This is a genomic window from Streptomyces sp. BR123 (genome assembly GCF_013401435.1).
GTDB lineage: Bacteria > Actinomycetota > Actinomycetes > Streptomycetales > Streptomycetaceae > Streptomyces.
The window spans coordinates 1-22,531 of record NZ_JACBGN010000024.1 but is presented as its reverse complement, the minus strand read 5'-3'; the positions used below and the strand labels follow the sequence as shown (position 1 = coordinate 22,531).

The 22,531-nt window shown below is 72.4% G+C and carries 16 protein-coding genes and 1 pseudogene; 11 read left to right on the top strand and 6 right to left on the bottom strand.

What is annotated here, in order from left to right:
• Positions 1 to 79: 79 nt before the first annotated feature.
• Positions 80 to 2,227, bottom strand: coding sequence for a YbdK family carboxylate-amine ligase (locus tag HYE82_RS06400; protein WP_179172948.1), 2,148 nt, complete (start codon positions 2,225 to 2,227; stop codon positions 80 to 82).
• Positions 2,228 to 3,287: 1,060 nt separating this feature from the next.
• Here HYE82_RS06400 and HYE82_RS06395 point away from each other — a divergent pair.
• The 4 genes from HYE82_RS06395 to HYE82_RS06380 all read left to right on the top strand — a co-directional run bounded on the left by HYE82_RS06395 (position 3,288) and on the right by HYE82_RS06380 (position 8,644).
• The gene (locus HYE82_RS06395) at positions 3,288 to 3,707 is read left to right on the top strand and encodes a CBS domain-containing protein (protein ID WP_179172947.1); all 420 of its coding nucleotides are present in this window, start codon (positions 3,288 to 3,290) and stop codon (positions 3,705 to 3,707) included.
• A 1,133-nt stretch (positions 3,708 to 4,840) separates the two neighbouring features.
• Entirely contained in the window at positions 4,841 to 5,341 is a 501-nt protein-coding gene (locus HYE82_RS06390) for a flavodoxin domain-containing protein (RefSeq protein WP_179172946.1), read from the top strand.
• A 44-nt stretch (positions 5,342 to 5,385) separates the two neighbouring features.
• Complete coding sequence (locus HYE82_RS06385; protein WP_179172945.1) at positions 5,386 to 5,985, top strand: hypothetical protein; 600 nt, start codon at positions 5,386 to 5,388, stop codon at positions 5,983 to 5,985.
• A complete protein-coding gene (locus HYE82_RS06380; protein WP_179172944.1) occupies positions 5,978 to 8,644 on the top strand; it encodes a cation-transporting P-type ATPase in 2,667 nt (888 codons plus the stop codon). The genes HYE82_RS06385 and HYE82_RS06380 overlap by 8 nt, the downstream gene beginning before the upstream one ends.
• Positions 8,645 to 8,670: 26 nt before the next feature.
• Here the strand turns inward: HYE82_RS06380 and HYE82_RS06375 are convergent, their stop codons facing one another.
• The 5 genes and pseudogenes from HYE82_RS06375 to HYE82_RS06355 all read right to left on the bottom strand — a co-directional run bounded on the left by HYE82_RS06375 (position 8,671) and on the right by HYE82_RS06355 (position 11,404).
• On the bottom strand, positions 8,671 to 9,315 hold the full coding sequence (locus tag HYE82_RS06375; protein ID WP_179172943.1) for a CBS domain-containing protein: 645 nt from the start codon (positions 9,313 to 9,315) through the stop codon (positions 8,671 to 8,673).
• 168 nt (positions 9,316 to 9,483) lie between these two features.
• Positions 9,484 to 9,975 (bottom strand): annotated as a pseudogene (locus tag HYE82_RS06370) (flotillin domain-containing protein); the annotation flags it as partial.
• A 163-nt stretch (positions 9,976 to 10,138) separates the two neighbouring features.
• Entirely contained in the window at positions 10,139 to 10,522 is a 384-nt protein-coding gene (locus HYE82_RS06365; protein ID WP_179172942.1) for a VOC family protein, read from the bottom strand.
• Positions 10,523 to 10,693: 171 nt separating this feature from the next.
• Positions 10,694 to 10,903 (bottom strand): hypothetical protein, encoded by a 210-nt coding sequence (locus HYE82_RS06360; RefSeq protein WP_179172941.1) that lies wholly within the window; start codon positions 10,901 to 10,903, stop codon positions 10,694 to 10,696.
• Between the two features lie 18 nt (positions 10,904 to 10,921).
• The gene (locus HYE82_RS06355; protein WP_179172940.1) at positions 10,922 to 11,404 is read right to left on the bottom strand and encodes a VTT domain-containing protein; all 483 of its coding nucleotides are present in this window, start codon (positions 11,402 to 11,404) and stop codon (positions 10,922 to 10,924) included.
• 611 nt (positions 11,405 to 12,015) lie between these two features.
• Here HYE82_RS06355 and HYE82_RS06350 point away from each other — a divergent pair.
• The 7 genes from HYE82_RS06350 (at position 12,016) to HYE82_RS06320 (ending at position 22,446) form a co-directional block, all read left to right on the top strand.
• Positions 12,016 to 13,218 (top strand): NAD(P)/FAD-dependent oxidoreductase, encoded by a 1,203-nt coding sequence (locus tag HYE82_RS06350; RefSeq protein ID WP_179172939.1) that lies wholly within the window; start codon positions 12,016 to 12,018, stop codon positions 13,216 to 13,218.
• Positions 13,219 to 13,404: 186 nt separating this feature from the next.
• Positions 13,405 to 14,424: a hypothetical protein gene (locus HYE82_RS06345; RefSeq protein ID WP_179172938.1), complete on the top strand. Its 1,020-nt coding sequence runs from the start codon at positions 13,405 to 13,407 to the stop codon at positions 14,422 to 14,424.
• A gap of 125 nt (positions 14,425 to 14,549) precedes the next feature.
• The gene (locus tag HYE82_RS06340) at positions 14,550 to 15,509 is read left to right on the top strand and encodes a sigma-70 family RNA polymerase sigma factor (RefSeq protein ID WP_179172937.1); all 960 of its coding nucleotides are present in this window, start codon (positions 14,550 to 14,552) and stop codon (positions 15,507 to 15,509) included.
• 610 nt (positions 15,510 to 16,119) lie between these two features.
• Positions 16,120 to 17,100 carry a nitroreductase family protein gene (locus tag HYE82_RS06335; RefSeq protein ID WP_179172936.1) on the top strand — a complete coding sequence of 327 codons (981 nt, stop codon included), beginning with the start codon at positions 16,120 to 16,122 and terminating at the stop codon, positions 17,098 to 17,100.
• A gap of 345 nt (positions 17,101 to 17,445) precedes the next feature.
• Positions 17,446 to 19,707: a formate C-acetyltransferase gene (pflB, locus tag HYE82_RS06330; protein ID WP_179172935.1), complete on the top strand. Its 2,262-nt coding sequence runs from the start codon at positions 17,446 to 17,448 to the stop codon at positions 19,705 to 19,707.
• Positions 19,704 to 20,450, top strand: coding sequence for a pyruvate formate-lyase-activating protein (gene pflA, locus HYE82_RS06325; protein ID WP_179172934.1), 747 nt, complete (start codon positions 19,704 to 19,706; stop codon positions 20,448 to 20,450). The genes pflB and pflA overlap by 4 nt, the downstream gene beginning before the upstream one ends.
• A gap of 772 nt (positions 20,451 to 21,222) precedes the next feature.
• Positions 21,223 to 22,446, top strand: a complete 1,224-nt coding sequence (locus tag HYE82_RS06320) for an arginine deiminase (RefSeq protein WP_179172933.1) — start codon at positions 21,223 to 21,225, stop codon at positions 22,444 to 22,446.
• The last annotated feature ends 85 nt before the right edge of the window (positions 22,447 to 22,531 follow it).

Genomic DNA, 22,531 nt, shown 5'->3' with positions numbered 1-22,531 from the left:
GCCTTCAAGGCCGTCGGCGGCTGTCCTCCGCGAGGGCGCCGGGGCAGGGCGAAGGGGGCAGCGCGGGGCGTACGGCCGCTCAGCGGCGTCGCATGAGGGGGGCGAGCGCCGCTGCGGATGAGGCGCCGGCGACGGGAGCGAGCAGGTACGCCCACAGATGACCGGTGGAACCCGAGAACACCGCCGGCCCCAACTGCCGGGCGGGATTCCCGCCGCCGCCCGACAGCGGTCCGAGGAAGACGATGACGGCGGTGACACAAGCGCCGATCACCGGCGGCAGGAACCGCAGGAGCGGGGGGCGGGTCCCGAAGAACGCCACGATCAGCATGATCACGGCCATGGCCGAGGCCTCCAGCGCGAACACGGCACCCGAGCCCCATCCTCGGGCAGGCGCCAGTGCCGCGTACCCGACCTTCGCAGCGGCGTCGCCCCACACCAGATCGGCCAAGGCCACACCGGCCACCGAGCCGGCCAGCTGGGCCACCACGAACGGCAACACCGCTTTGCCGGGGAAGACATGCAGCATCCACAGGCCGATGCTGACGGCCGGGTTGAGGTGACCGGCGGTCTCGTGGCGCATGGACGGGCCGAGCACGGCTGTCACGATGACGCCGACCAGCAGGCCCATCACCAGCAGCCGGGACGTGAGGGTGGGCAGCAGACCGGTCAGCGGCGTGCCGGGCCCGGCCATCCACCGCGCGGCGGTGACCACGATGAACAGCATGCCGGTGGTCAGCGTGAACTCGTGGACGACGACCAGGGCGAGCGGGGTGCACCGCGCGGGCGCGGGCGCAGGTGCGTCAGGAGGTGGCGGCGTCTGGGTTTCGAAGGATGTCAATGTCACTCCATGAAAATCTGCGAGCGCGTCCTTGACCCGGTGCAGGCTCGTGTCGTTTCGCAGGTGTATGGCACGGCGTACGAGGAGGACTTGCCTCCCTGGCATTCCTACCGCGCCCATTGCACTCCCAGGTCGCTGAGCGCGGCGAGTCGTCGGAGTGCAGTCGGTCGCGGCGTTGACGTGGGTCGGCCGGCCATGTCCCGCTGCGGTGGTCGATGCCGTCGGGGAGGTGTTCGTGGGGCCTCTCCGAGGACACCACGGCGTCGGCGAAGCAGCGGTCACCGTACGCACCGCATGCCTTCGGGGCGCGGTTCGCCGGTGTCCGGGTGGACCAGGTGACCGGGGAGCCACTGGTGGCTCGGACGGCTCAGCCGCCGACGGCGGCCGTGGTCGAGGCGAGGTGGTCCACGACGCCGGCCAGACCCCGGCCGCCGACCCGGTACGCGCGCCGCTGCCCGTCGGCACCGGGGCCTTCGGCCAGCAAACGGGCGACGGCATCCGTACACCAGGCCAGGTCGCCGTGTGCGGCCTCGGCCGTTGCGGTGAGGCCAGCAGCCTGCCGAGTCGGGACCGTCCGGCCCAGCCCGGCTCCGCGGCGGCCGGGGTCGGCTCCGACAGGCCGTACCGGGCCGCGGTGTCGTAGGCGTGCCGCAGCCGCGGCTCGTCGGGGTGGGGCGGGGGGAACCCTGCGTCGATACGGGGCAGGAAGGTCGCCGCGAGCCCGCGGACGAGGGCTGCCAGCAGGACGACGGTGTCCAGCTCGGCGTTGGAGCCCGCGACGCGGATCTCCAGCGTCGGTACGTGCTCGCTGGGGCGGGCGTACCAGTAGCGCATTCTGCGGTCGAGGAGCACGCCACGTCGTACCAGATCGGAGACGGTGCGTTCGTAGCCGGCCTCGTCCGGGAGGGGTGCGGGACCCGTCGTCGGCCATCGTGTGTTCTCCACGGCACGCCGGCTGGCGTAGCCGGTGTCGCGGCCGTCGAGGTACGGCGAGTTCGCGGCGAGGGCGGCGATCACGGGAAGCCACGGGCCCATGTGGCCGGCGAGCGCCAGGGCCTGTCCGCGGCTGTCCACGCCCACGTGCAGGTGGCAGCCGCACAGAGCTTGCGGTCGGTCCGCGAGCATCGGTGCGTAGCGCTCGGAGATCCGCCGGTAGCGGTCACCCTCCGATACGACGAGGGGGGTGGGCGGGGCGAGGGGTGAGGTGCCCGACGCGATCAGCAGGCAGCCGTGGGCGGCTGCGGCGTCGGCCGTCACCAGACGCGAGCGGGCGAGGTCGGCGCGCAGGTCGGCCAGGCGTGTCGCCGGCATGGTGCAGGCCTCCACCTGCACGGTGAAGAACTCGGCATGCGCGCGTTCCCCCAGGGCGTGCCGTGCGTCGGCGAGCACGCCCGGCGCCCGTCCTGCCGGGGGCTCTGGTCCGGCGGTCCACGAGGAGGAATTCCTCCTCCACCCCGACGGTCAGCGGGCCGACCGGCCGCGCAGCGGCTGCCGGCGCGCGGCAGCGGGGCGTGCTGCTCGGCATCGCATCCCGGCCCTTCGATCGATCAGCGGTGGTTCACGTGGCTGTGCCTCGGCGAGGGATCGAGGCCTGCGCGACCGCGGGGCTTACGACGCTACGCCGGTCCGGCCGGTCCGGCCATGAAGCCCGTCGTTCCCGGACCGGGAACGACGAAGCGCCGCATCGGCGGCATCTCGGGGCGCTGCCGCGGCGGTCCCACAGGGAACCGGCCCCCGAGCGATCCGGCCCGGGGCGCCACGGGCGCCGCGCCGGCACGGAACGACGGCTGTGGATGCCCGGGAGCAGCCTCGCGGACCCGGTACGGCGGCTACCCCGACGAGATCCGCGCCGGGTCGGGATGTTCGGCCCTTCGGGACGGCCCGGGAAACGCCCCCACGCTCGACGGGCTCGCCGGTCGCTTCGGCCGCACTGTCCGGTGCGGTGGCCAGGGTGACGGGCTCACCGAGGGTCTTGTCCGATCCGGCGATCGGACAAGACCCTCGGGGCCACCGGTCCCGGCGTCGCAGAAGGAACACCGAACATGGCGGGTCGCCCGTCAGCCCCGTACGTGCGCCACGAGGACGTCGTCGCAGAACTCGGCTTCCTCACCGGCCCGAACGGCCGCCCGGATGCCGGACGAGACCTTCGATCACCGGATGTGCACCACCGACACACCCCGTCACTGCGCGCCTACGGGTTCGGCTGCAGGGTCCCCGCGCCGGGGATCCCGACGACCAGGAAGTGATGGTCGGGACCGTTCAGTTACCGGCGGGGAGGCGGTTCCACCGCGAGGCGTGGCCGACGCTGCCCCACGTACCGTCCTGCCAGACGCGGGCGCCGTTCGCTCGGGCCGGTCTTGGTGGTCCGGACACAGGAGCACCCTGCCCGACGCGCGGGACGGGTGCATCCGAAGCCAGACTGGACAGGGGGTGATGTGAGGAGGCAGACATGAAAACCGCGCGGGAGATCATGCACGCTGGCGCCGCTTGCGTGCAGGAGACCGAGACGCTCATGGATGCGGCACGACGGATGAGCGAGCTGGATGTCGGCGCGCTCCCCATCTGTGGCCCCGACGACCGTCTGCACGGAATCATCACCGACCGTGACATCGTCCTCAAGTGCCTGGCCAAGGGGAAGGACCCGGCCCACATGACGGCCGGGCAGCTCGCGCAGGGCAAGCCCGTGACGGTCGACGCCGAAGCAGGAGCGGACCAGGTCCTGGCCACGATGCAGGACCACCGCATCCGGCGTGTGCCCGTCATCGCAGACCACCGCCTCGTCGGCATGATCAGCGAAGCCGATCTCGCCCGGCACCTTTCCGACGACCAGGTGGGCCACTTCGTGGAGGCGATCTGCGCCACTCGGTGAGCCCGCGGCGCACTCCTCGATCGCCCTGGGCCGGCGCCGGGTACAGCCGCGCAAAGGCAGGCCGTTCCGATGCGCCGGCTCCGCTTGGACAGGCGATTCGTGCACTGTGATTCCAGAGGTGTCGCGAGAGGAGACCGGCGCCATGGACCCTTCGTGACCGTGGGGCCCGACGACTTGCCGGAGAGCCTGCCCGCTGCCCGCTGCCCGCTGCCCGCTGCCCGCTGCCCGCTGCCCGCTGGGCCGCCGACAGGCCGACCGGCCGGCACACGCTGCGTCCGCTCCATGCCTGGGCCCATGCGGGCTCTCGAACCGACACGCGTTCCCTCGGAGTTCGACCAGAACCACTGGGCGAAGAAGCTCGTGCACGAAGCGCGGGCAGCGCTCCAGGTGACTTGCCCCGGGCTGTCGGCCGTCGGCGAGCTCGTCGCCCTCGAAAGCCCCGCCAGGGTCCCGGCACGGGCCGCGGCGGAGCCGCACTCCTGGTCGTCGGACGGCGCAAACACCGTCCGCTTCCGGCACCACGCCTGGGCTCCGTCGCCCGGACCGCAATCGACCGCGCGCTGGCCCGTCGCCGGCACGCCGTCGACATCCGCGGGCACCGGCTCCTGGTCGACCAGCCTGTGGACGCGGGCGGGACGGACCGTGCGCCGACACCCACCGAGTTGTTCGCCGCGTCGCTGGCCAGGTGCGTCGCCTTCCTGCCACGGAAGGGCCTGCGCGGGCGTACGGAGTTCACCGTGGCGGCCGACCGCCCGGCCCGCGTCGCTGCCGTGCGCATGGTGATCGTGCCACCTCTCGGACCGCCCGAGCCGCGCCGCGGCCGACCCCCTGGCCGTGGCCGCCCGTTGCACCGTCCACACCACGCTTCGGCAACCGCCGGAGATCGGCATCGAGCCGGAGGTGTAACGGGGGTCCGCCACGGGCTGGAACCCGGCGCGCGTACCCGGTGGATGAAGCTGACTCCTGTCCGGCTCACGGGCCGTCGCGCGGCAAGCGGCAAGCGGCAAGCGGCCGAGGAGCGCAGGGACGGGAGGGCCGAATGGCCCCCGCCGGGAACCGTCCGACCCAAGCGGAAACGCCGCCGGCGGCGTGACAGTGGCATCAGGCCGCACGGGGAGACAAGGAGGCCCGTCATGACCACCAAGCGTGTCCTGGTCGCCTACGGCACCAAGCACGGAGGCACCGAGGGCATCGCCGAGCAGATCGGCCGGACCCTTCGCGAGGACGGCCTCGACGCTGTCGTACTGCCCGCCAACGATGTCCACGACGTCCGTGACTACGACGCCGTCGTTCTCGGCGGCGCCCTCTACGCCGGGCGTTGGAGCAGCAAAGCCATGCGTTGCGCGGAACGCAACGCCGACTCCCTGCGGCACCGCCCGGTCTGGCTGTTCAGCAGCGGCCCGCTCGACCGCTCCGCCGAGGAGCGGGAGGTCCCCCCGACCCCCGCCGTCGCCCGGCAGATGCAGCTCATCGGCGCACGGGAGCACAAGACCTTCGGCGGCAGCGTCACGGCCCGCACCCCCGGATTGCTCGCCCGATCCCTGCTCCGCCAGGGCAAAGGCGGGGACTACCGCAACCCCCGACGGATCGAGGGGTGGGCCCACCACATCAGCGCCGAGCTCGCCGCCGCCTGAACGGGCGGCGGCCCGGCACGTGCAGGACCACGCGGAGGCGCGCCATGCACCACCGGACGACAGGGACGGGAGCCAACCCGCTCAGGCGGGACGCCGACCGCACCCGCACCCGCCTGTACGTCGCCTTCGCGCTGGGCTGCCTGCTGGCCGTGATCTGCGGGATCGCGGTGGGGCGGGCCGTGTGGGCCGACGGCGGCCGCGCCGCTGCGGAGACCGCCCGCCACCGGCACTCCACGACGGCGACCACGGTCGGCGACACCACCTCCCTGGCCGATGCCCGGCAGCCGGGCAGGCCGCCGGTCACGGTGGCCCCTGCCACCTGGGACTACCCTGCCCACCGCCCGCACACGCAGACCGTTCCCGTCCCGGCCGAAACGCGCAAGGGCGACACCGTCCGCGTGTGGGTGGACGACAGGGGCGACATGGCTCCCGCCCCGCCCCGCAGCCACGACCTGGCGATGAACGCGGTGGGCCTGGGCACGGGAGCGCTCTGCGGCACCGTGCTCGTGGTCGGCGCCCTGGTCTTCGCACGCCTCCGGATCGTCGACGCGCGCAGCGCCCGGGCCTGGGAAGCCGAGTGGGAGGAGGTCGAACCCCTCTGGTCCGGCCGCCTCCGTCCCGGTCAGGGAGCCGGTGATGACTGAGGCCGCCGCCGGCCCGGACCGGGCACGTGACACCGTGCCGGACCCCCTGGAGCCCCTCCCCTTGCTCCGCCGCGAACTGCACACCGGTCCGTTGGGCCTGTCGAGCCGGGAGGCGGAACGCCGCCTGGCCGTCTACGGCCCCAACGAGGTCCGCCGGACAGCGCGCACGAGCATCGTGCGCGAACTCCTGCGCCAGCTCGTGCACCCGCTGGCCCTGCTCTTGTGGGCTGCCGCCGCCCTCGCGTTCGCGGCCGCCGTCGACGTGCTCGGCTGGGCGATCATCGCCGTCGTCCTTGTCAACGCCGGGTTCGCCCTCGTTCAGGAACGGCAGGCCGAGAGGGCCGTCGAGACCCTGGCGCGCTACCTTCCCGCACAGGCAGAAGTGGTCCGCGACGGGCGGCCCCAGCACGTCCCGGCCCGGGACCTGGTGCCCGGCGACCTCATCGTCCTGGAAGAGGGAGGGCGGGTCCCTGCAGACGCCCGTCTGACCGAGGGCGGCATCGAAGCGGACCTGTCCATGCTGACCGGCGAGTCCACCCCCGTGGAACGCCTCGCCGGTCCCGGGCTGCAGGGCCTGCCGCTGCTCCAGGAGCCCAACCTCGTCTTCAGCGGCACCACCGCCACCGAAGGCCAGGCACAGGCGATCGTCTTCGCCACCGGCAGCCACACCGAGCTCGGCCGGATCGCCGCCCTCAGCCAGCGCACCCGCCGCGAGCCGAGCCCCCTGGAGAAGCAGGTCAAGAAGGTCGCCTGGCTCATCGCCGCGGTCGCCGTCGCCATGAGCGCGGTCTTCCTCGTGACCGGTGTGGCGGTCGGCCTGCCGTTGACCGACTCGCTGATGTTCGCGATCGGCCTGCTCGTCGCCAACGTGCCCGAAGGGCTGCTGCCCACCATCACCCTCGCCCTGGCCGTCGGCGTCCGGGTGCTGGCCCGGCAGGGCGCGGTGATCAAGCGGCTGAGCGCCGTGGAGACCCTCGGATCCACCAACGTCATCTGCACCGACAAGACCGGCACCCTCACGCAGAACGAGATGCGACTGCACGCCCTGTGGACGCCCGAACACCTCACGGAGACCGGGCCCTGGAGCGCCGAGCTCATCCGTGCAGCCGCCCTGTGCACCACCGTGACCCGTGAGACCGACGGCCGGCTGCACGGCGACCCGACCGAGATCGCCTTGTGCGACGGAGCCTCACAGCACGCCGCGCCCGTGGACCCGGCCGCCCGGGACGCCCGCCGACGGGCCTCCTTCCGCTTCGACCCGCGCCTGCGCCGGATGTCGGTGGTTCATGCCTCGGACGACGGCCGCCTCCGCATCATCGTCAAGGGCGCCCCGGAAGCCGTCCTGTCGCTGCTGGCCGCCGGGGAGCCGGCCCGGCCGGCACAGGACGCCGCCGAGGTCCTGGCCGCGGACGGGATGAGGGTGCTGGCCGTCGCCGTACGGGACCTGCCGGCCGGTGCCGACGGCCCGGAGCGGCGTCAGGAGGCCGAGCGGGACCTGCACCTGCTCGGACTGGTCGGCCTCTACGATCCGCCGCGGCCGGAAGTCGCGGCAGCGGTACGGCGCTGCCACGAGGCGGGCCTGACCGTGCACATCGTCACCGGCGACAGCGGCGCCACGGCCGCCGCGATCGCCCGCGCCGTGGGCATCGGCGTACCCGGGCTGCGCGTGATCGCCCAGTCCGAGGCGGTCGACGACCACCAGCTCGACCGCCTCCTCCGGAAGGGCGACACCGAGATCGTCTTCGCACGCTCCTCGCCCGAGACGAAGCTGAAGGTGGCTGACGCCCTGCGGGTTCACGGACAGATCGTCGCCATGACCGGCGACGGGGTGAACGACGCCCCCGCCCTGCACCGCGCCCACATAGGCGTGGCCATGGGTCGATCGGGCACGGACGTGGCCCGCGAGGCCTCGACCATGGTCCTGACGGACGACAACTTCGCCACCATCGTCACCGCGATCGAATCCGGACGCCGGGTCTACGACAACGTCCGCAAGTTCATCGTCTACATCTTCGCCCACCTCACCCCCGAAGTCGTTCCCTTCCTCGTCTTCGCCCTCTCCGCCGGGGCCGTTCCACTGCCGCTGACCGTGCTCCAGATCCTCGCCATCGACCTCGGCACCGAGACCCTCCCCGCCCTGGCCCTCGGCCGCGAGCGCGCCGAGCCGGGGGTGATGTGCCGCCCGCCGCGCCCCAGCTCCCAAGGCGTGATCAACAAGGACATGCTGATCCGAAGCTGGGGCTGGCTCGGCACCGTCTCCGCAGCCCTCGTCATGACGGCCTTCTTCTACGTCCTCTGGCGCGCGGGATGGCACCCCGGCGACCCGACCGGCCCGGGCACACCCCTGCACCACGCCTACCTCACCGCGACCACCGCCACCTTCGCCGGCATCGTCACCTGCCAGGTCGGGACGGCCTTCGCCGCCCGCACCGACCACGCGGCCCTGCACGACATCGGCCTGTTCACCAACCCCCTGCTCCTTGCGGGCATCGCCTTCGAACTCGCCTTCACCGCGGCGCTCGTCTACGCGCCCCCGCTCCAGCACCTCTTCGGCACCGCGGCCCTCCCCCTGGACGTCGTCCTCCTCATCGCGGCCTTCCCGCCGCTGGTGTGGGGCACCGACGAACTCCGCCGCTGGGCCCGCCGCCACCGCCCCTGACCCCACGGACGGCCCACGCCGGCAGCCTATGCAGTGGCCGAGGCATCCCCGTCGAGTTCCATCCGCACGTCGACGACGCCCTCGACGGCGCGGATGGCGCGAGCCAGCAGGGGGACCAGAGCGCGGTCGTGCAGGGGTCCTCGGAGGGTGACGACACCGTCCTTCACGGAGAAGTCCAGGGACACGTCCGGCGCGAGTTCGGCCAGCACGTCCTGTCGGATCTCCTCCTCCAGTTCCCCGTCCGGGCGCAGGAAGACTTTCAGCAGGTCACTGCGGCTGACGACGCCTTCCAGCATGCCGATTCCGTTCACCACCGGCAGGCGCTTGACGTGCTTGTGGGCCATGATGCGGGCCGCCTCGGCAAGGGTGGCGTCCGGGTGGACGGTGACCGCCGGGCTGGACATCAGGTCCTCGGCGAGCACGCCACCGGCCTTGGAGGCTTCCTCCAGCTGGTCCGGCAGGAGGGGCTCCTTGCGGCGGAACTCCTCCTTGGGCAGCAGGTCGGCCTCGGAGACCACGCCGACCACGCGGCCCTCACCCTCCAGCACGGGGACCGCACTCACCTTCCATTCCTGCATGAGCTCGACGATTTCCTTGTACGACGCCTCGCGGCCTATGCCGATGGCGGTGTGTGTCATGACGTCGCTGACGGTGTAGCGGGATGCGGGCATGACCGGCTCCTTCGCCGTGTGTTCGGCCATGGGTCCTGCCGCCCGCCCCGGGGAGACGTGCAGGCAGGGGCGAACCCTTCCTCCATCTGAACACTCGCGCAGGTGCATGCGCAGGGCCCTGTGGGCCAGGACGGAGGACCGAGTGGCCCCAAATCGACCGGCCCCGCCCTACCCCGATATCGGACCTTCGCTCGCCGGGCCGCCCCTCGGCGAAGGACACGTGCGGTCAAGGGGTCCATATCTCGCCGCGGCCTTCTCGGCAGTCAGCCCGCATAGCATCCTGTTGCGGTCGATGCCCGTGGTGGAGCCCAGCGGCTCCACGCCCTGGGCGACGTTGTCGGTGACAGTGCGGGTGGGCTTCGTGGCACCGTCGGTGGAGATGACGGTCATCTTGTCGATGGCGCCGAGTGGTTCGGCCGCCTTGGCGACGATCTGCGGCAGTGCCTCGACCAGCATCTGGAGCGTGGCTGCCTCCCCGTACCGCTCGAAGGCGTCGGCCCGCTCCTGCATGGCCGCGGCCTCGGCCGTGCCCTTGGCGGCGATGGCGGCCGCCTCGGCGTCGCCCTCCAGGCGCACGGCGTCGGCGACGGCGGCCCGACGAGCCCACTCGGCTGCCGCCTCTGCGGCGGCGATCGCTGCAAGCCGCTCCGCCTCGGCCTCGTAGCCGCGGGCGCCGGCGGGCTTTGCAAGCACCCGATGCGCAACCTTCGGCGGCGCGCCAGGGGCGGCGAACCACTCAGTCCTGCCGGTCGGTGGGGTCCCTGGACGGATGCGACGGGGCGCGGCACCCGTGCCCGGACGGTGCCGGCGCCTGCGAGGATGGTCATCCGGGGCGGCGGGCGCCCAGGACCTCCAGGTAGTGAGGGTTGTACATCACGCCGAGGACGTTGCCGAACGGGTCGAGCACGGCTCCGGCCCGGAAGCCGCCGTAGTCGCGCAGCGGCTCGTGCTCCTTCGCACCGAGCCCGAGCAGCCGGGCCATCTCCGCGTCGACATCGTCCACGTGCCAGTACGCGACCACGCCCGCCGGGGCGGAGGGGGTACGCGAGATGCCCAACTCCTGCAGGTGGTCGCCGAGCCGGAACTCGATGTAGTCGGGCCGTGCGAAGTACGGCTCCACGCCCAGGACTTCGGTGTACCAGGCGCGGGCGGCGGCCAGGTCGTCGGCGTGGTAGCGGATGGTGGCGAGGCCACGGAACGTCGTCATGCGGACAGTGTGGCCGCCATATAGGTCAGTTCCTGTCCTCCATCAGCACTGACTCGTGCGGCTTCGCGGCGATGCTGCGCGTGCGGCCTACAGGGGGTGGGCGGTGACCGGACGAAGGCCCGGGTGACGACGCGGTGAAGGTGCGGCCTGTTCCGGGCACGGAACGCCGGATCACTTCCGTACCGGCCGGAGCCGGTTCCTGGGGTTCTGGCCCCGGGCGAGCACCGGTCCGGGCTCAGTATGTCCGCAGCGCCGCGGGCGTTCATCCAGCTCGGCGTGCAGGCCGGCGCTGCCGAAGGCCGGGCCGAGGTCCTCGACCGCGACCAGTCCCCGGCGGCGGGTGCGCAGCCGGGGCTGCAGCCGGTGGACGACGGCGGCCACGGCGAGCAGGGCGGCGGCTCACGGTTCCTCGGCCGCGGTGTCACCGCAGGGCAGGGTCGCCCTTCTTCTGCGGTACACCACCACCCCGCCCACCGAGAGGAGGAGGACGGCCACCGCGGACACGCCGAGGGCCGTCCGCTCGGCGAAGAGCCTTCCCAGCACTTCGAGCACGCCGAGACCTGCCGTCGCGTAGATCAGCGCCCAGGCCGCTCCGCCCACGAACAGGGCGGGGAGGTAGCGCGGCAACGGCATGCGCATGCTGCCCGCGAGGAAGTTGGCGGCGGTCTGGAAACCGACGGTCAGGAAGGAGACGGCGACCACCGGCGCGCCCCACCGCTGGATCGCCCGTTCGGCGCGCCGGAACTTCGCCGAGGAGATCCGCCCGGCGAACCTGCTGCGCCGGGCACCGGCGCCGGCGAGCCACCCGACGGCGAACGTCCCTCCGGCACGGAGCAGGACGATGACGTACAGGGCTCCGGCCGCGAGCGCGATCTTATCCACGGGGCATCGTCCCGAGTTCCGGGCCGGAATCCGGGGTGCCCGTCACCCGCACGGGCGTCCCGCCCCAGCGGGCGCACGACCTGCACAAGCCCGGTCACCACCTCTCACCTGCGCCCTGCCTCTGCCCGTTCCGTCCCATGGGTCGCCACCTGCGGCACCGGCACCCGAACCGGCACGCCCACGCGTCAAGCAAGGCCAGCCTAACCGAACGCGCATACGGGAATACAGGGCGCCGGGCCACCGGAGGAACGACAGGCGGGTCAGTGAATCCGCGTGTCCCCGCTCGCTACGTGGTGGCCAGGCGTTCGTTGTGGTTGAGACGAACTGCCATCGCCTGTCCCTCGCGGTTCTCCCCCTCTTGAGGGCCGGGCGGATGTCCTCGTAGCGCAGGGCCGAATCCGGCCGTTGCCTGCGCGTGGGCGGGAGGCTCGCCGTCCTCACCTCGTTCGGCTCGGCCCGCGTCTGGGCCGTCTCGGCGTCAAGAGCACCGTCGGGCGCCACCACCGCCGACTCCGTGACCCACGTCACACACGACTCCTGTCAGGAATCGGGACGCTGTCCCGCTCAAGTCACCGAGACCAAGGGAACCGACCAGAGCACAGGAGCATCACATGAAGCACCGCATCGTCGTCCTCGGCGCCGGCTACGCAGGGGCCTTCGCGGCCGGGACCCTGGCTCGCCGGCTGTCCCCGGCGGACACCGAGATCACCGTGGTCAACGCCGTGCCGGATTTCGTCCAGCGGCTGCGGTTGCACCAGCTCGCGGCCGGTCAGGAGATCGAGGCTCCGAAGCTCGCCGACGTCTTCGCGGGCACGGGAATACGGCTGCGACTGGCCCACGTCAACGCCGTCGACCCCGAGCGCCGGACCGTCGCCGTGACCGACGCCGAGGGCGGTGGTGGCGAGCTCGGCTACGACACGCTTCTCTACGCACTCGGAAGCCACGGCGCTGACCACGGTGTTCCCGGCGTGGCCGAGCACGCCTTCGACGTCGCTGCCAGGCCCTCCGCGCTGCGCCTGCGCGAGCGCCTGGACGGCCTGAGCGCGCGGGACGGCGGCGGCAACGTGCTGGTCGTCGGCGACGGGTTGACCGGCATCGAGACCGCTGCCGAGATCGCCGAGTCCCGGCCCGGCCTGGCGGTGACGCTGATCGCGCGCGGCGAGCTGGGCGCTCCGCTCTCCGCCGGAGCCCGCAGCCACGTGCGCGAGGCATGCCACCGCCTGGGCATCACCATCCTGGAGCACACCGGTGTCGAAGCCGTCGAAGCGAGCCGGGTGACATGTGCCGACGGCACCACTCTGGCCTCCGACGCGACCGTGTGGACGGCCGGGTTCGCGGCCGGCCCCATCGCCGCCGCCGGCGGTCTCGAGGTCACGGAGAGCGGCCGGATCGTCGTCGACCGCATGATGCGGTCGGTTTCGCACCCGGACGTCTACGCCGTCGGCGACAGCGCCTACGCCCTCGGCGACAACGGCCGGCCGCTGCCCATGTCCTGTGCTTCGGCGGGCTACACCGGCCGGCAGGCCGTGGACGCGATCGTGGGGCGCCTGACCGGCCGTAAGATCGCGAAGACCAAGCTGGAGTACGTGGGCAACCACATCAGTCTCGGGCGGCGGGACGGGATCCTGCAGATGGTCGACGACGAAGGGCAGGCAAAGCCGAAGTACGTGGGTGGTCGAAAGGCCGCGCGGATCAAGGCGGGCATCGTCAAGATGTCGCTGTGGGGCACCTCGCACCCGACCTTCGGCCTGCCCAAGCGCAAGCACCGCCTGGCCGCCGCGCAGGTTGCGCCTGCCGAGAAGGCAGTCGCGTAGCCAGGTCTCCCAGCTCACCGGGCATGCGACCAGGCCGCCGGCCGACTCGACGGCGTCCTTGGCGGTCTTACCCGGAGGGGACGGCATCAGCGGCTTTCCGCTCCGTCCCCAATCCGGGAGGGCGGCCCGTGCCGAGCCCGCCCCTCGTCCACCCGGCGACGAACTTCCTCCTCCGAAGGAGAAGACATGTCCACTCCGGCCGCGCCCGCAGCCAACGAGTCGCCCTCACCCTGGCCGACCGTGGCCATGGCGGTCGCCTTGCTCACGGTGAGCATCAGCCTGCTGCTCACCGCCTTCGCCTGGCCATCGGTACGCTCATCGGTGCACGGTGTGCCGATCGCCGTCGCCGGGCCCGGCCCGGCCGTCGAACAGCTGACGCTCGTACTCGACCAGCGGATCCCCGATGGCTTCGAGGTCACGGAGGTCGCCGACGCCGCCGCCGAACGACTGATCCGCGACCGCAAGGTGTACGGGGCGATAGACCTCGGCTCGGGAACTCCACAGGTCATCACCGCATCCGCCGGAAGCACGGCCGTCGCCCAGAGCCTGAACGGCATCGCGACCGTCCTCGGCCAGGCGCAGAGGACCGGAACCGCGGTTGCCACCCGCGACCTCGTCCCGCTGCCGGCCGACGACCCGCGCGGCGCCGGACTGGCCGCCGGAGCCCTGCCGCTGGTCATGGGCGGCCTGCTCGCCGCCCTGCTGCTGACCAGGCTCGTCCGCGGCAGCGTCCGCCGCGTCACCGGAGCGTACGCCTTCGCCCTCACGGGCGGGCTCGCCGTGGCGGCGATCCTGCAGTTCTGGTTCGGCTCAATCGAGGGCTCCTACTGGGCCAACAGCGGCGCCGTCGCGCTGACCATCGCGGCCACCTCCCTGACCATCCTCGGTCTCGAGTCACTGCTCGGGTACGTCGGCTTGGGCCTCGGCGCCGCCACCATGATGCTCATCGGCAACCCCCTGTCGGGCACCGCGAGCGCCCCCGAGATGCTGCCCGGCTGGTCCGGCACCCTCGGCCGACTGCTACCGCCCGGGGCCGGCGGCCAACTGCTGCGCTCCACCGCCTTCTTCGAGGGTCACGGCGCCATCGGCTCCGCCACCGTCCTGACGACGTGGCTCATGCTCGGCATGGTGCTGTGCCTGGCCGGCGGCCTGCGCCGCCGCCCACAGCACCCACCGCACGAGGACCTGCCGTCGACCGGTCCTTGACGAACGGTCGAGACAGAGCCTGCGGGCATCACCCCCGGATCTCTTCCGTCGTCGACCCACGACAGCCGGCACCTCGGTACAGCCCGCCCTCGATCCTCTTCTGAAACACGCTTAGGGTGGTCCGCGTGGACAGCACCGCCATCGATCGCTTCGACACAAGCCGGTTCGAGGCCGGTCGGACCCGGCTGGCCTCGCTGGCCTACCGACTGCTGGGCTCCGCCACCGACGCCGAAGACGCCGTGCAGGACGCGTTCCTGCACTGGCAGGCCGCCGACCGGCAGCGGATCAAGGTTCCGGAGGCATGGCTGACCAAGGTCGTCACCAACCTGTGCCTCGACCGGCTGCGTTCGGCGCAGGCCCGCCGCGAACGCACCGCCGGCGCCTGGCTGCCCGAACCGCTCCTCGACGGCGACCCGATGCTCGGCCCGGCCGACACCTTCGAGCAGCGCGAGTCGGTCTCCTTGGCCGTGCTGATGCTCATGGAGCGCCTGTCCCCGTTCGAGCGGGCCGTCTACGTCCTGCGCGAGGCGTTCTCCCACGGCCACGCCGAGATCGCCGAGATCCTCGGCATCACCGAGTCCGCGAGCCAGCAGCACCTCCACCGGGCCCGGCGCCGCATCGCCGCCGCGCGCCGCGGCGACGGCGGCGAAGTCGCCCCGGCATCCGCCCGCCGGATCGTCGAGGAGTTCCTCGCCGCTGCCTCCTCGGGCCGTACCGAACGGCTGGTGGCGCTGCTCACGGACGACGCGACCGCGATCTCCGACGGCGCCGGCGGCCTGGCCGAGAAGCTGCTGCAGTACGAGGGCCCGCGGCGCATCGCCGCCGTCGTACGGGCCGGCTTCAAACCCACACCCGCGAAGCGGCGACTGGCCGGCGGCACGCCCGCCATCCACTACGCGCTCGTCAACGGAGCCCCCGCCATCCTCTTCGTGGTCAATGCCCGGGTTGTCGGCGCGGCGACGTTCGACATCACAGGCGGCAAGATCGCAACCGTGCGCGGCGTCGCCGCCCCCACCCGCCTCGCCCGCATCACCGAAGCCTGGCGGCAGCAGGAACCGGACGCGCCGCTCGTCCCCCTGTGGTGACCCCGGGTCGGTCGCCCACGCCCTGCACCATGCGGGCTGTCCCGTGGCGGTCGTGGAGGTCGTGGCGGCCTCGGCCCATACGTCGCAGGCCAGGACTGCCCGGGCCGGGATGACGAGACACCGGTCGCACCCCGCGTCTGCGGCGTTCGGCGCCCGACGAAGAGCAGCGGGCTCCTGCCGGTTCCCTGCGGCGGGTGGATGCTGGACGTGGGAGCACACGGCGCATCCCTCGCCTTTCGGAGACGGTCATGCCAAGCAGACCCACCACGACCACGGGGCCGACGGCTCGCGGAACCGATCGCTGCGGTGGGGTGGGCCGCCCGCTGTGCGGAGCCGGGGGAGGGGGAACGGAACGTAGGCCACGCACCGCAGTGGCCCGTCACGCACAGTGGCGGCGGATCCTGCTCCCCGCCGGGCTCCGGAGCGCTGTGGCGCAGACCCTCACCCGCCCTCACCAATGCGCGTACCCGATGACCGCCCCGGGCAGCATCACCGGATGGACACCGCCCACGCCGAGCGGCGCCGGCTGCGGCAGAATGCCGGCGATCACCTCGCCTCGCGGTGCCCCCACCCGATGCCGGCAGCCCTGCTCCCCGGAAAGTGACCCGCCATGTCCACCCGTACACCGGACACGGACTCAGTGACGTCCTGGGTGGCCGATGCCACCGCGGCGCCGTCCATGCACAACGCCCAGCCCTGGTTGTTCCGCTTCACGCGCGACAGCGGCGAACTGCTGCTGACGATGGACCTGTCGCGGGCCATGCCGCAGACCGACCCCTCGACCCGAGGCCTGCACGTCGGCTGTGGCGCCGCGCTGCTCAACCTGCGCGTCGCGGCTGCCCACGCGGGCTGGGAGGCGCGGGCCGACCTCTTGCCCGACCCGGCCGACCCGAAGGCACTGGCCGCGGTCACCTTCGCCCTCGCCGACACCGGGGACGGCCTCGGCGCCCTGTACCCGGCGATCAGCAGACGCCGTACGAGCAGGGAGCCGTTCTCACAGGAGGCGGTACCCCAGGCCGTTCTCGACGGATTGATCGGCGCCGCACGGATCGAAGGCGCGCACCTGAGCTTTCCCGGTGCCTGGCAGGTGCAGGCGATGCTCGACCTGGTGCGGGACGCCGCGTACGCGGAGACGCTGTCGCCCGAGGCACGGGCCGAGGTCGCCCGGTGGACCGGGACGGGAACCGAGGACACGACGCACCAGGGAGTGCCGTCCTCGGCGTTCGGTCCGGTCCGCTACGGCGGCCGGGCGCCCGTGCGCGACTTCGCCGGTGACCGCCCCGTCGAAGGGCGCGGTTACGCCGTCTTCGAGCACTCACCCTGCCTGGCCGTTCTCGGCACCCGCGATGACGGGCCGCAGGACTGGCTGCGGGCCGGGCAGGCGATGGAACGCGTGCTGCTGCAGGCGACGCTGGACGGGCTCTCCACGTCCCTCAATTCGCAGGCCCTCGAATGGCCGGAACTGCGCTGGGCGATGCGCGATCCCCTCTCGCCGACCGGCCACCCGCAGATGCTGATCCGGCTGGGCTACGGCCCGGGCGTGCCCCCGACCCCGCGCCGGCCGGTGAGCGACGTACTGGACGTGGTGTGAGCCGGTAGCGGGCTTCCACGGAGCGCCGGCGACGCCTCGTCCGGGTGCGCTGCCGGCCCCACTCCCGGAATTCCGCTCCCGACATCGCTGCAGGTGTTCCGCCGGTGTCGAACATCCGCACCCGGCCGGTCTGCACATCGGGGACCGGCGGCCGCGGCGTCACAGCGGCTGCCCGGACGCGCCCCCTCGTTCCTTCCCCCGGCGGCTCGACCGGGCCCAACGGCCCGGGGCGGACCGGGACCGGTGGCCCGTCGGCGGTGCGCCGACAGACCCTCTTCGGGGCCATGGCAGGCGGCGACCATCCAAGTGCAGACACTTCACGCGCACCACGAGGGAGAGACGGCGATGACGGCAACGGTGACAGCTGGGCCCCGGACGCCGACCGGAGCATGGCGGGGCTTCGCCGGCACACGTTGGCGGGGGCACATCGACGTGCGCGACTTCATCCAGGCCAATTACACGCCGTACGAGGGCGACGGGCGGTTCCTGGCCGGACCGACCGAGCGCACGCTCACGGTATGGCGCAAGGTCAGTGCCCTGTTCCCGGAGGAGCGGCGCAGGGGGGTGCTCGACGTCGACACCACCACGCCGTCCACCATCACCTCGCACGCGCCGGGCTGGATCGACCGTGACCGCGAGCTGATCGTCGGCCTGCAGACCGACGCCCCTCTCAGGCGCGCGATCATGCCCAACGGCGGTTTGCGGATGGTGGAGAACGGGCTCAAAGCGTACGGCTACGAGCCCGACCCGTTCGTGACCAAGGTCTTCGGCACCTACCGCAAGACCCACAACGAAGGCGTCTTCGACGCCTACACCCCGCAGATGCGGGCCGCCCGCAAAGCGGGCGTCATCACCGGCCTGCCCGATGCGTACGGCCGGGGCCGGATCATCGGCGACTACCGGCGCGTCGCGCTGTACGGCACCGACCGGCTCATCGAGGCCAAACGTGCCGAGCGGGCCCTTCTGGACGCGCAACCCTCCACCTCCGACGCGATCCGGGACCGCGAGGAGCTCGCCGAGCAGATCCGGGCGCTGGGGGAACTGGCCGGCATGGCAGCCGCGTACGGCTGCGACATCACCCGCCCCGCGGCGACCGCCCACGAGGCCGTGCAATGGCTCTACCTGGGCTTCCTGGCCGCGGTGAAGGAGCAGAACGGCGCCGCGATGTCGCTGGGCCGCACCTCCACCTTCCTGGACGTCTACCTCCAGCGGGACCTCGACGCGGGCCTCATCGACGAGATGCGCGCCCAGGAGCTGATCGACGACTTCGTGATCAAGCTGCGGATCGTCCGCTTCCTGCGCACCCCCGAGTACGACGCCCTGTTCTCCGGTGACCCCACATGGGTCACGGAGTCCATCGGAGGTATCGGTACCGACGGCCGCCCGCTGGTCACCCGCACCTCCTTCCGCTTCCTGCAGACCCTCTACAACCTCGGCCCGGCCCCCGAGCCCAACCTGACCGTCCTGTGGTCGCCGCGGCTGCCCGAGGGCTTCAAGCGGTTCTGCGCGCAGGTGTCCATCGACACCAGTGCCATCCAGTACGAGTCCGACGACCTGATGCGCCCGCGCACCGGCGACGACACCGCGATCGCCTGCTGCGTCTCGGCGATGGCGGTGGGCAGGCAGATGCAGTTCTTCGGAGCGCGCGTCAACCTGGCCAAGGCGCTGCTGTACGCGATCAACGGCGGCCGGGACGAGATGACCGGCGAGCAGGTCGCCCCGGAGGTGCCCGCACTGACGGGTGACTACCTGGACCACGAGGAGCTGTCCGCGGCGTACGACCGCATGCTGGAGTGGCTGGCGGCCACCTACGTCGACGCGCTGAACGTCATCCACTACATGCACGACAAGTACGCCTACGAGCGCATCGAGATGGCGCTGCACGACCACCCGGTGCACCGCTTCATGGCATGCGGTATCGCCGGTCTGTCGGTCGCCGTCGACAGTCTCTCCGCCGTCAGGCACGGCCGCGTGAAGGTCGTCCGGGACGACTCCGGTCTGGCCGTCGACTACGAGACCGAGGGCGACTACCCGGCGTACGGCAACAACGACGACCGCGCGGACACCATCGCGGCCGACCTGGTGAAGTCGTTCATGGCGAAGCTGCGCAAGCACCCGACGTACCGCGACGCCGAGCACACGCAATCGGTGCTGACCATCACCTCGAACGTGGTGTACGGCGAGCACACCGGGAACACGCCCGACGGGCGCCGAGCCGGAACCCCGTTCGCGCCGGGCGCCAACCCGATGAACGGCCGTGACCGGCACGGTGTGGCCGCCTCGGCCCTCTCGGTGGCCAAGCTGCCGTACGAGCAGGCCCGCGACGGGATCTCGCTGACCACGACGATCACACCCGAGGGGCTGGGCCACGACCCGGCGGAGCGCGCCGGCCACCTCGTGGGCATCCTGGACGCCTACACGGCCTCCGGCGGCTTCCACATGAACGTCAACGTCCTGGACCGGGCGACCCTGGAGGACGCCATGGAACACCCCGAGAAGTACCCGGAGTTGACCGTCCGCGTCTCCGGATACGCGGTCAACTTCGTCCGGCTGACCCGTGAGCAGCAGCTCGACGTGATCAGCCGCACCTTCCACGGATCGCTGTGAGCACCACGGTCGAGCCGGTGGTGGGCCGGGTCCACTCCTGGGACCTTTCCACGGGAGTGGACGGTCCCGGGACCCGGTTCGTCCTGTTCCTCAGCGGCTGCCCGCTGCGCTGCCTGTACTGCGCGAACCCGGACACCTGGCACATGCGCGACGGGACACCGGCCACCGTCGACGAGGTGATGGCCGAGATCGGGAAGTACCGGGCGTTCGTCACCACCGCCGGTGGAGGCGTCACCCTCACCGGCGGTGAGGCCCTCCTCCAACCAGCCTTCACGGCTGCGGTCTTCCGCCGCTGCAAGGAGCTCGGTCTGCACACCGCCCTGGACACCTCCGGCTTCCTCGGCGCCCGCGCGAGCGACGCCCTGCTCGCCGACACCGATCTGGTGCTGCTGGACGTCAAGTCGTTCGACGGCCGCACCCACCGCAGGTTGACCGGCGGAGACCTCGCCCCCACCCTCGGCTTCGCCACCCGCCTGGACCGCCTCGGCGTCCCCGTGTGGATCCGCTACGTCCTCGTCCCCGGCTGGACCGACGACCCGGCCGCCGTCGACGGCCTCGGCGGATTCCTCGCCGGGCTGGGCAACGTCGATCGGGTCGACGTCCTGCCCTTCCACAAGCTCGGCGCCCACAAGTACGACGCGCTCGGCATCCCCTTCCGCCTGCGCGACAACCCCACCCCGGGCCCGAAGCTGGTCGAACGCGTCCGCGAACAGTTCAGGGAACACGGCCTGCGGGCCCTGTGAGCGCCGACGAGCCGTCCGGCGCCTCCGCGACGGGAGGCGGGGCCGCGGACCCGACGCGCACCGCGGTCCACTGCCGGGGCCGCTGTGCTCGGAGACGCGCCGGCAGGACCGAGCGGGCCCTCGGGCGCCCCGATGGGCCCTGCCGTGGGCGGCCGCCCCGGGGACGGAGTGGCACGGGCCGCGCGGGGCGCCGCTGCGTGTCGTGCACGCCTTCGGCCGCCCCTCCGCGCACCTGCCGACGGGTGCCGCACCGTGGAGCGCGGCCGGACGCGGTCCGGAGCAGATGGCGGAAGGCGTACGGGCCCGGGCCGAGGAGCGGGCGCAGGCTGTCGCGCCCGGCATCGAGATCACCCGCTCCGCGGTGGCCGGCACCTTCCCGCTCGGTCCCGTGCAGGGGGCCGTATGCCTGGCCACCGCCTGCACCGTGCTGTTGGCCGAGCACGCCCGGCGCAGCGGACGAGCACGGTTCGGCCGCAGGGCCGACGTGAGCGGGGGGCGGCCCCGGTGGTCGTGGTGCCGCACGAGGACGCCTGACGCGCTCGGGCGCACCCCGGCCAGTGCGCCGGGGCCGAAAGTCCCTGGGGCACGGCCGAGGGGGCCGTCCGCGAGGAGCCGAACGGCCCGCCGCCAGGGACCGTTGCCGACCGGTGCGGCCGGGAGACGGGTGACAGAGTTTCCCTGGCTCCCGAGGCGCCCCACTGGGCCGCCCGGTCGAGCGCCGTCCCCGTGCCGTCCTCTGCGCGCACGTCCCTTCTCGCCTCCTGGTGGCTCCATGCCCTTCCACGTCGACTCCGAGACCGGCCGGCTGAAGCAGGTCATCCTGCACCGGCCGGACCTCGAACTGACACGCCTCACCCCCAGCAACAAGGACGTCCTCCTCTTCGACGACGTGCTGTGGGTCAAGCGCGCCCGCGAGGAACACGACGCCTTCGCCGACGCCCTGCGCGACCGCGGGGTCCGCGTACACCTCCTCGCGGACCTGCTCACCGAGACCCTGGCCGCCCTCGACGCGCGCCGGCTCGTCCTGGACCGCGTCTTCGACGAGCGGGAGTTCGGGGTCCTCGGCACCGACCGGCTCCGCGCGTACTTCGACTCCCTGGAGCCGGCGGCTCTGACCGCCTGCCTCATCGGTGGCGTCACCAAGGCGGAGCTGCTCGCACGCATCGGGACGATACCGAGCGTACGGCTCCACGCCATGGCCCCGGACGACTTCCTGCTCGCGCCCCTGCCCAACCACCTGTTCACCCGTGACACCTCCTGCTGGGTGTACGACGGCGTGAGCGTCAATCCGATGAACAAGCGGGCACGCCGCCGTGAGACGGTCCACTTCGAGGCCGTCTACCGGCACCATCCCCTTTTCGAGAAGGGCGAGTTCCACCGGTGGACGGACGGGCAGGACGCCTATCCCGCCACCATCGAGGGCGGTGACGTCCTCGTCATCGGGAACGGCGCGGTGCTCGTCGGCATGAGCGAGCGCACCACTGCGCAGGCCGTGGAGAACCTCGCCCTGCGCCTGTTCGCGGCCGGTTCCGCCCGGCGGGTGGTGGCTGTCAACCTCCCGAAGAGCCGCAGCTTCATGCACCTCGACACTGTCATGACCATGGTTAGTGCGGACACCTTCACCCGCTACGCCGGCCTCGGCACGCTCTCGTCCTCCACGATCGAACCGGGCGCCGGCGGCCAGGGCCTGAAAGTCACCGATCACGCCCCCGGCTCCCTCGACGAGGTCATCGCCGACGCCCTGGGGCTGCCCGCCGTCACGGTCCTCACCCCGACCCAGGACATCCGTTCCGCCGAGCGGGAGCAGTGGGACGACGGCTGCAACGTACTGGCGGTCGAACCCGGCGTGGTCGTCGCCTACGAGCGCAACGTGACCACCAACACCCACCTGCGCCGCAGCGGGATCGAGGTCATCACCGTGCGCGGCAGCGAACTCGGCCGCGGTCGCGGCGGTCCGCGCTGCATGACCTGCCCCATCGAGCGAGAGGCCGCCTGACCGCCCAGGACGGCCCATCCACCCCTCCATCCCTCCGTTCCACCCGCCCGCCAACCGCCCACCTGCCCAACCACCTGTTCACCCG

Bases quoted from the DNA above. Each gene is read 5' to 3' on its own strand.
- HYE82_RS06390 (WP_179172946.1), top strand. From the start codon at position 4,841: ATGACCACCAAGCGTGTCCTGGTCGCCTACGGCACCAAGCACGGAGGC.
- HYE82_RS06320 (WP_179172933.1), top strand. From the start codon at position 21,223: ATGCCCTTCCACGTCGACTCCGAGACCGGCCGGCTGAAGCAGGTCATC.
- pflB (WP_179172935.1), top strand. From the start codon at position 17,446: ATGACGGCAACGGTGACAGCTGGGCCCCGGACGCCGACCGGAGCATGG.
- HYE82_RS06385 (WP_179172945.1), top strand. From the start codon at position 5,386: ATGCACCACCGGACGACAGGGACGGGAGCCAACCCGCTCAGGCGGGAC.
- HYE82_RS06345 (WP_179172938.1), top strand. From the start codon at position 13,405: ATGTCCACTCCGGCCGCGCCCGCAGCCAACGAGTCGCCCTCACCCTGG.
- HYE82_RS06375 (WP_179172943.1), bottom strand. From the start codon at position 9,315: ATGCCCGCATCCCGCTACACCGTCAGCGACGTCATGACACACACCGCC.
- HYE82_RS06380 (WP_179172944.1), top strand. From the start codon at position 5,978: ATGACTGAGGCCGCCGCCGGCCCGGACCGGGCACGTGACACCGTGCCG.
- HYE82_RS06350 (WP_179172939.1), top strand. From the start codon at position 12,016: ATGAAGCACCGCATCGTCGTCCTCGGCGCCGGCTACGCAGGGGCCTTC.
- HYE82_RS06365 (WP_179172942.1), bottom strand. From the start codon at position 10,522: ATGACGACGTTCCGTGGCCTCGCCACCATCCGCTACCACGCCGACGAC.
- HYE82_RS06395 (WP_179172947.1), top strand. From the start codon at position 3,288: ATGAAAACCGCGCGGGAGATCATGCACGCTGGCGCCGCTTGCGTGCAG.
- HYE82_RS06335 (WP_179172936.1), top strand. From the start codon at position 16,120: ATGTCCACCCGTACACCGGACACGGACTCAGTGACGTCCTGGGTGGCC.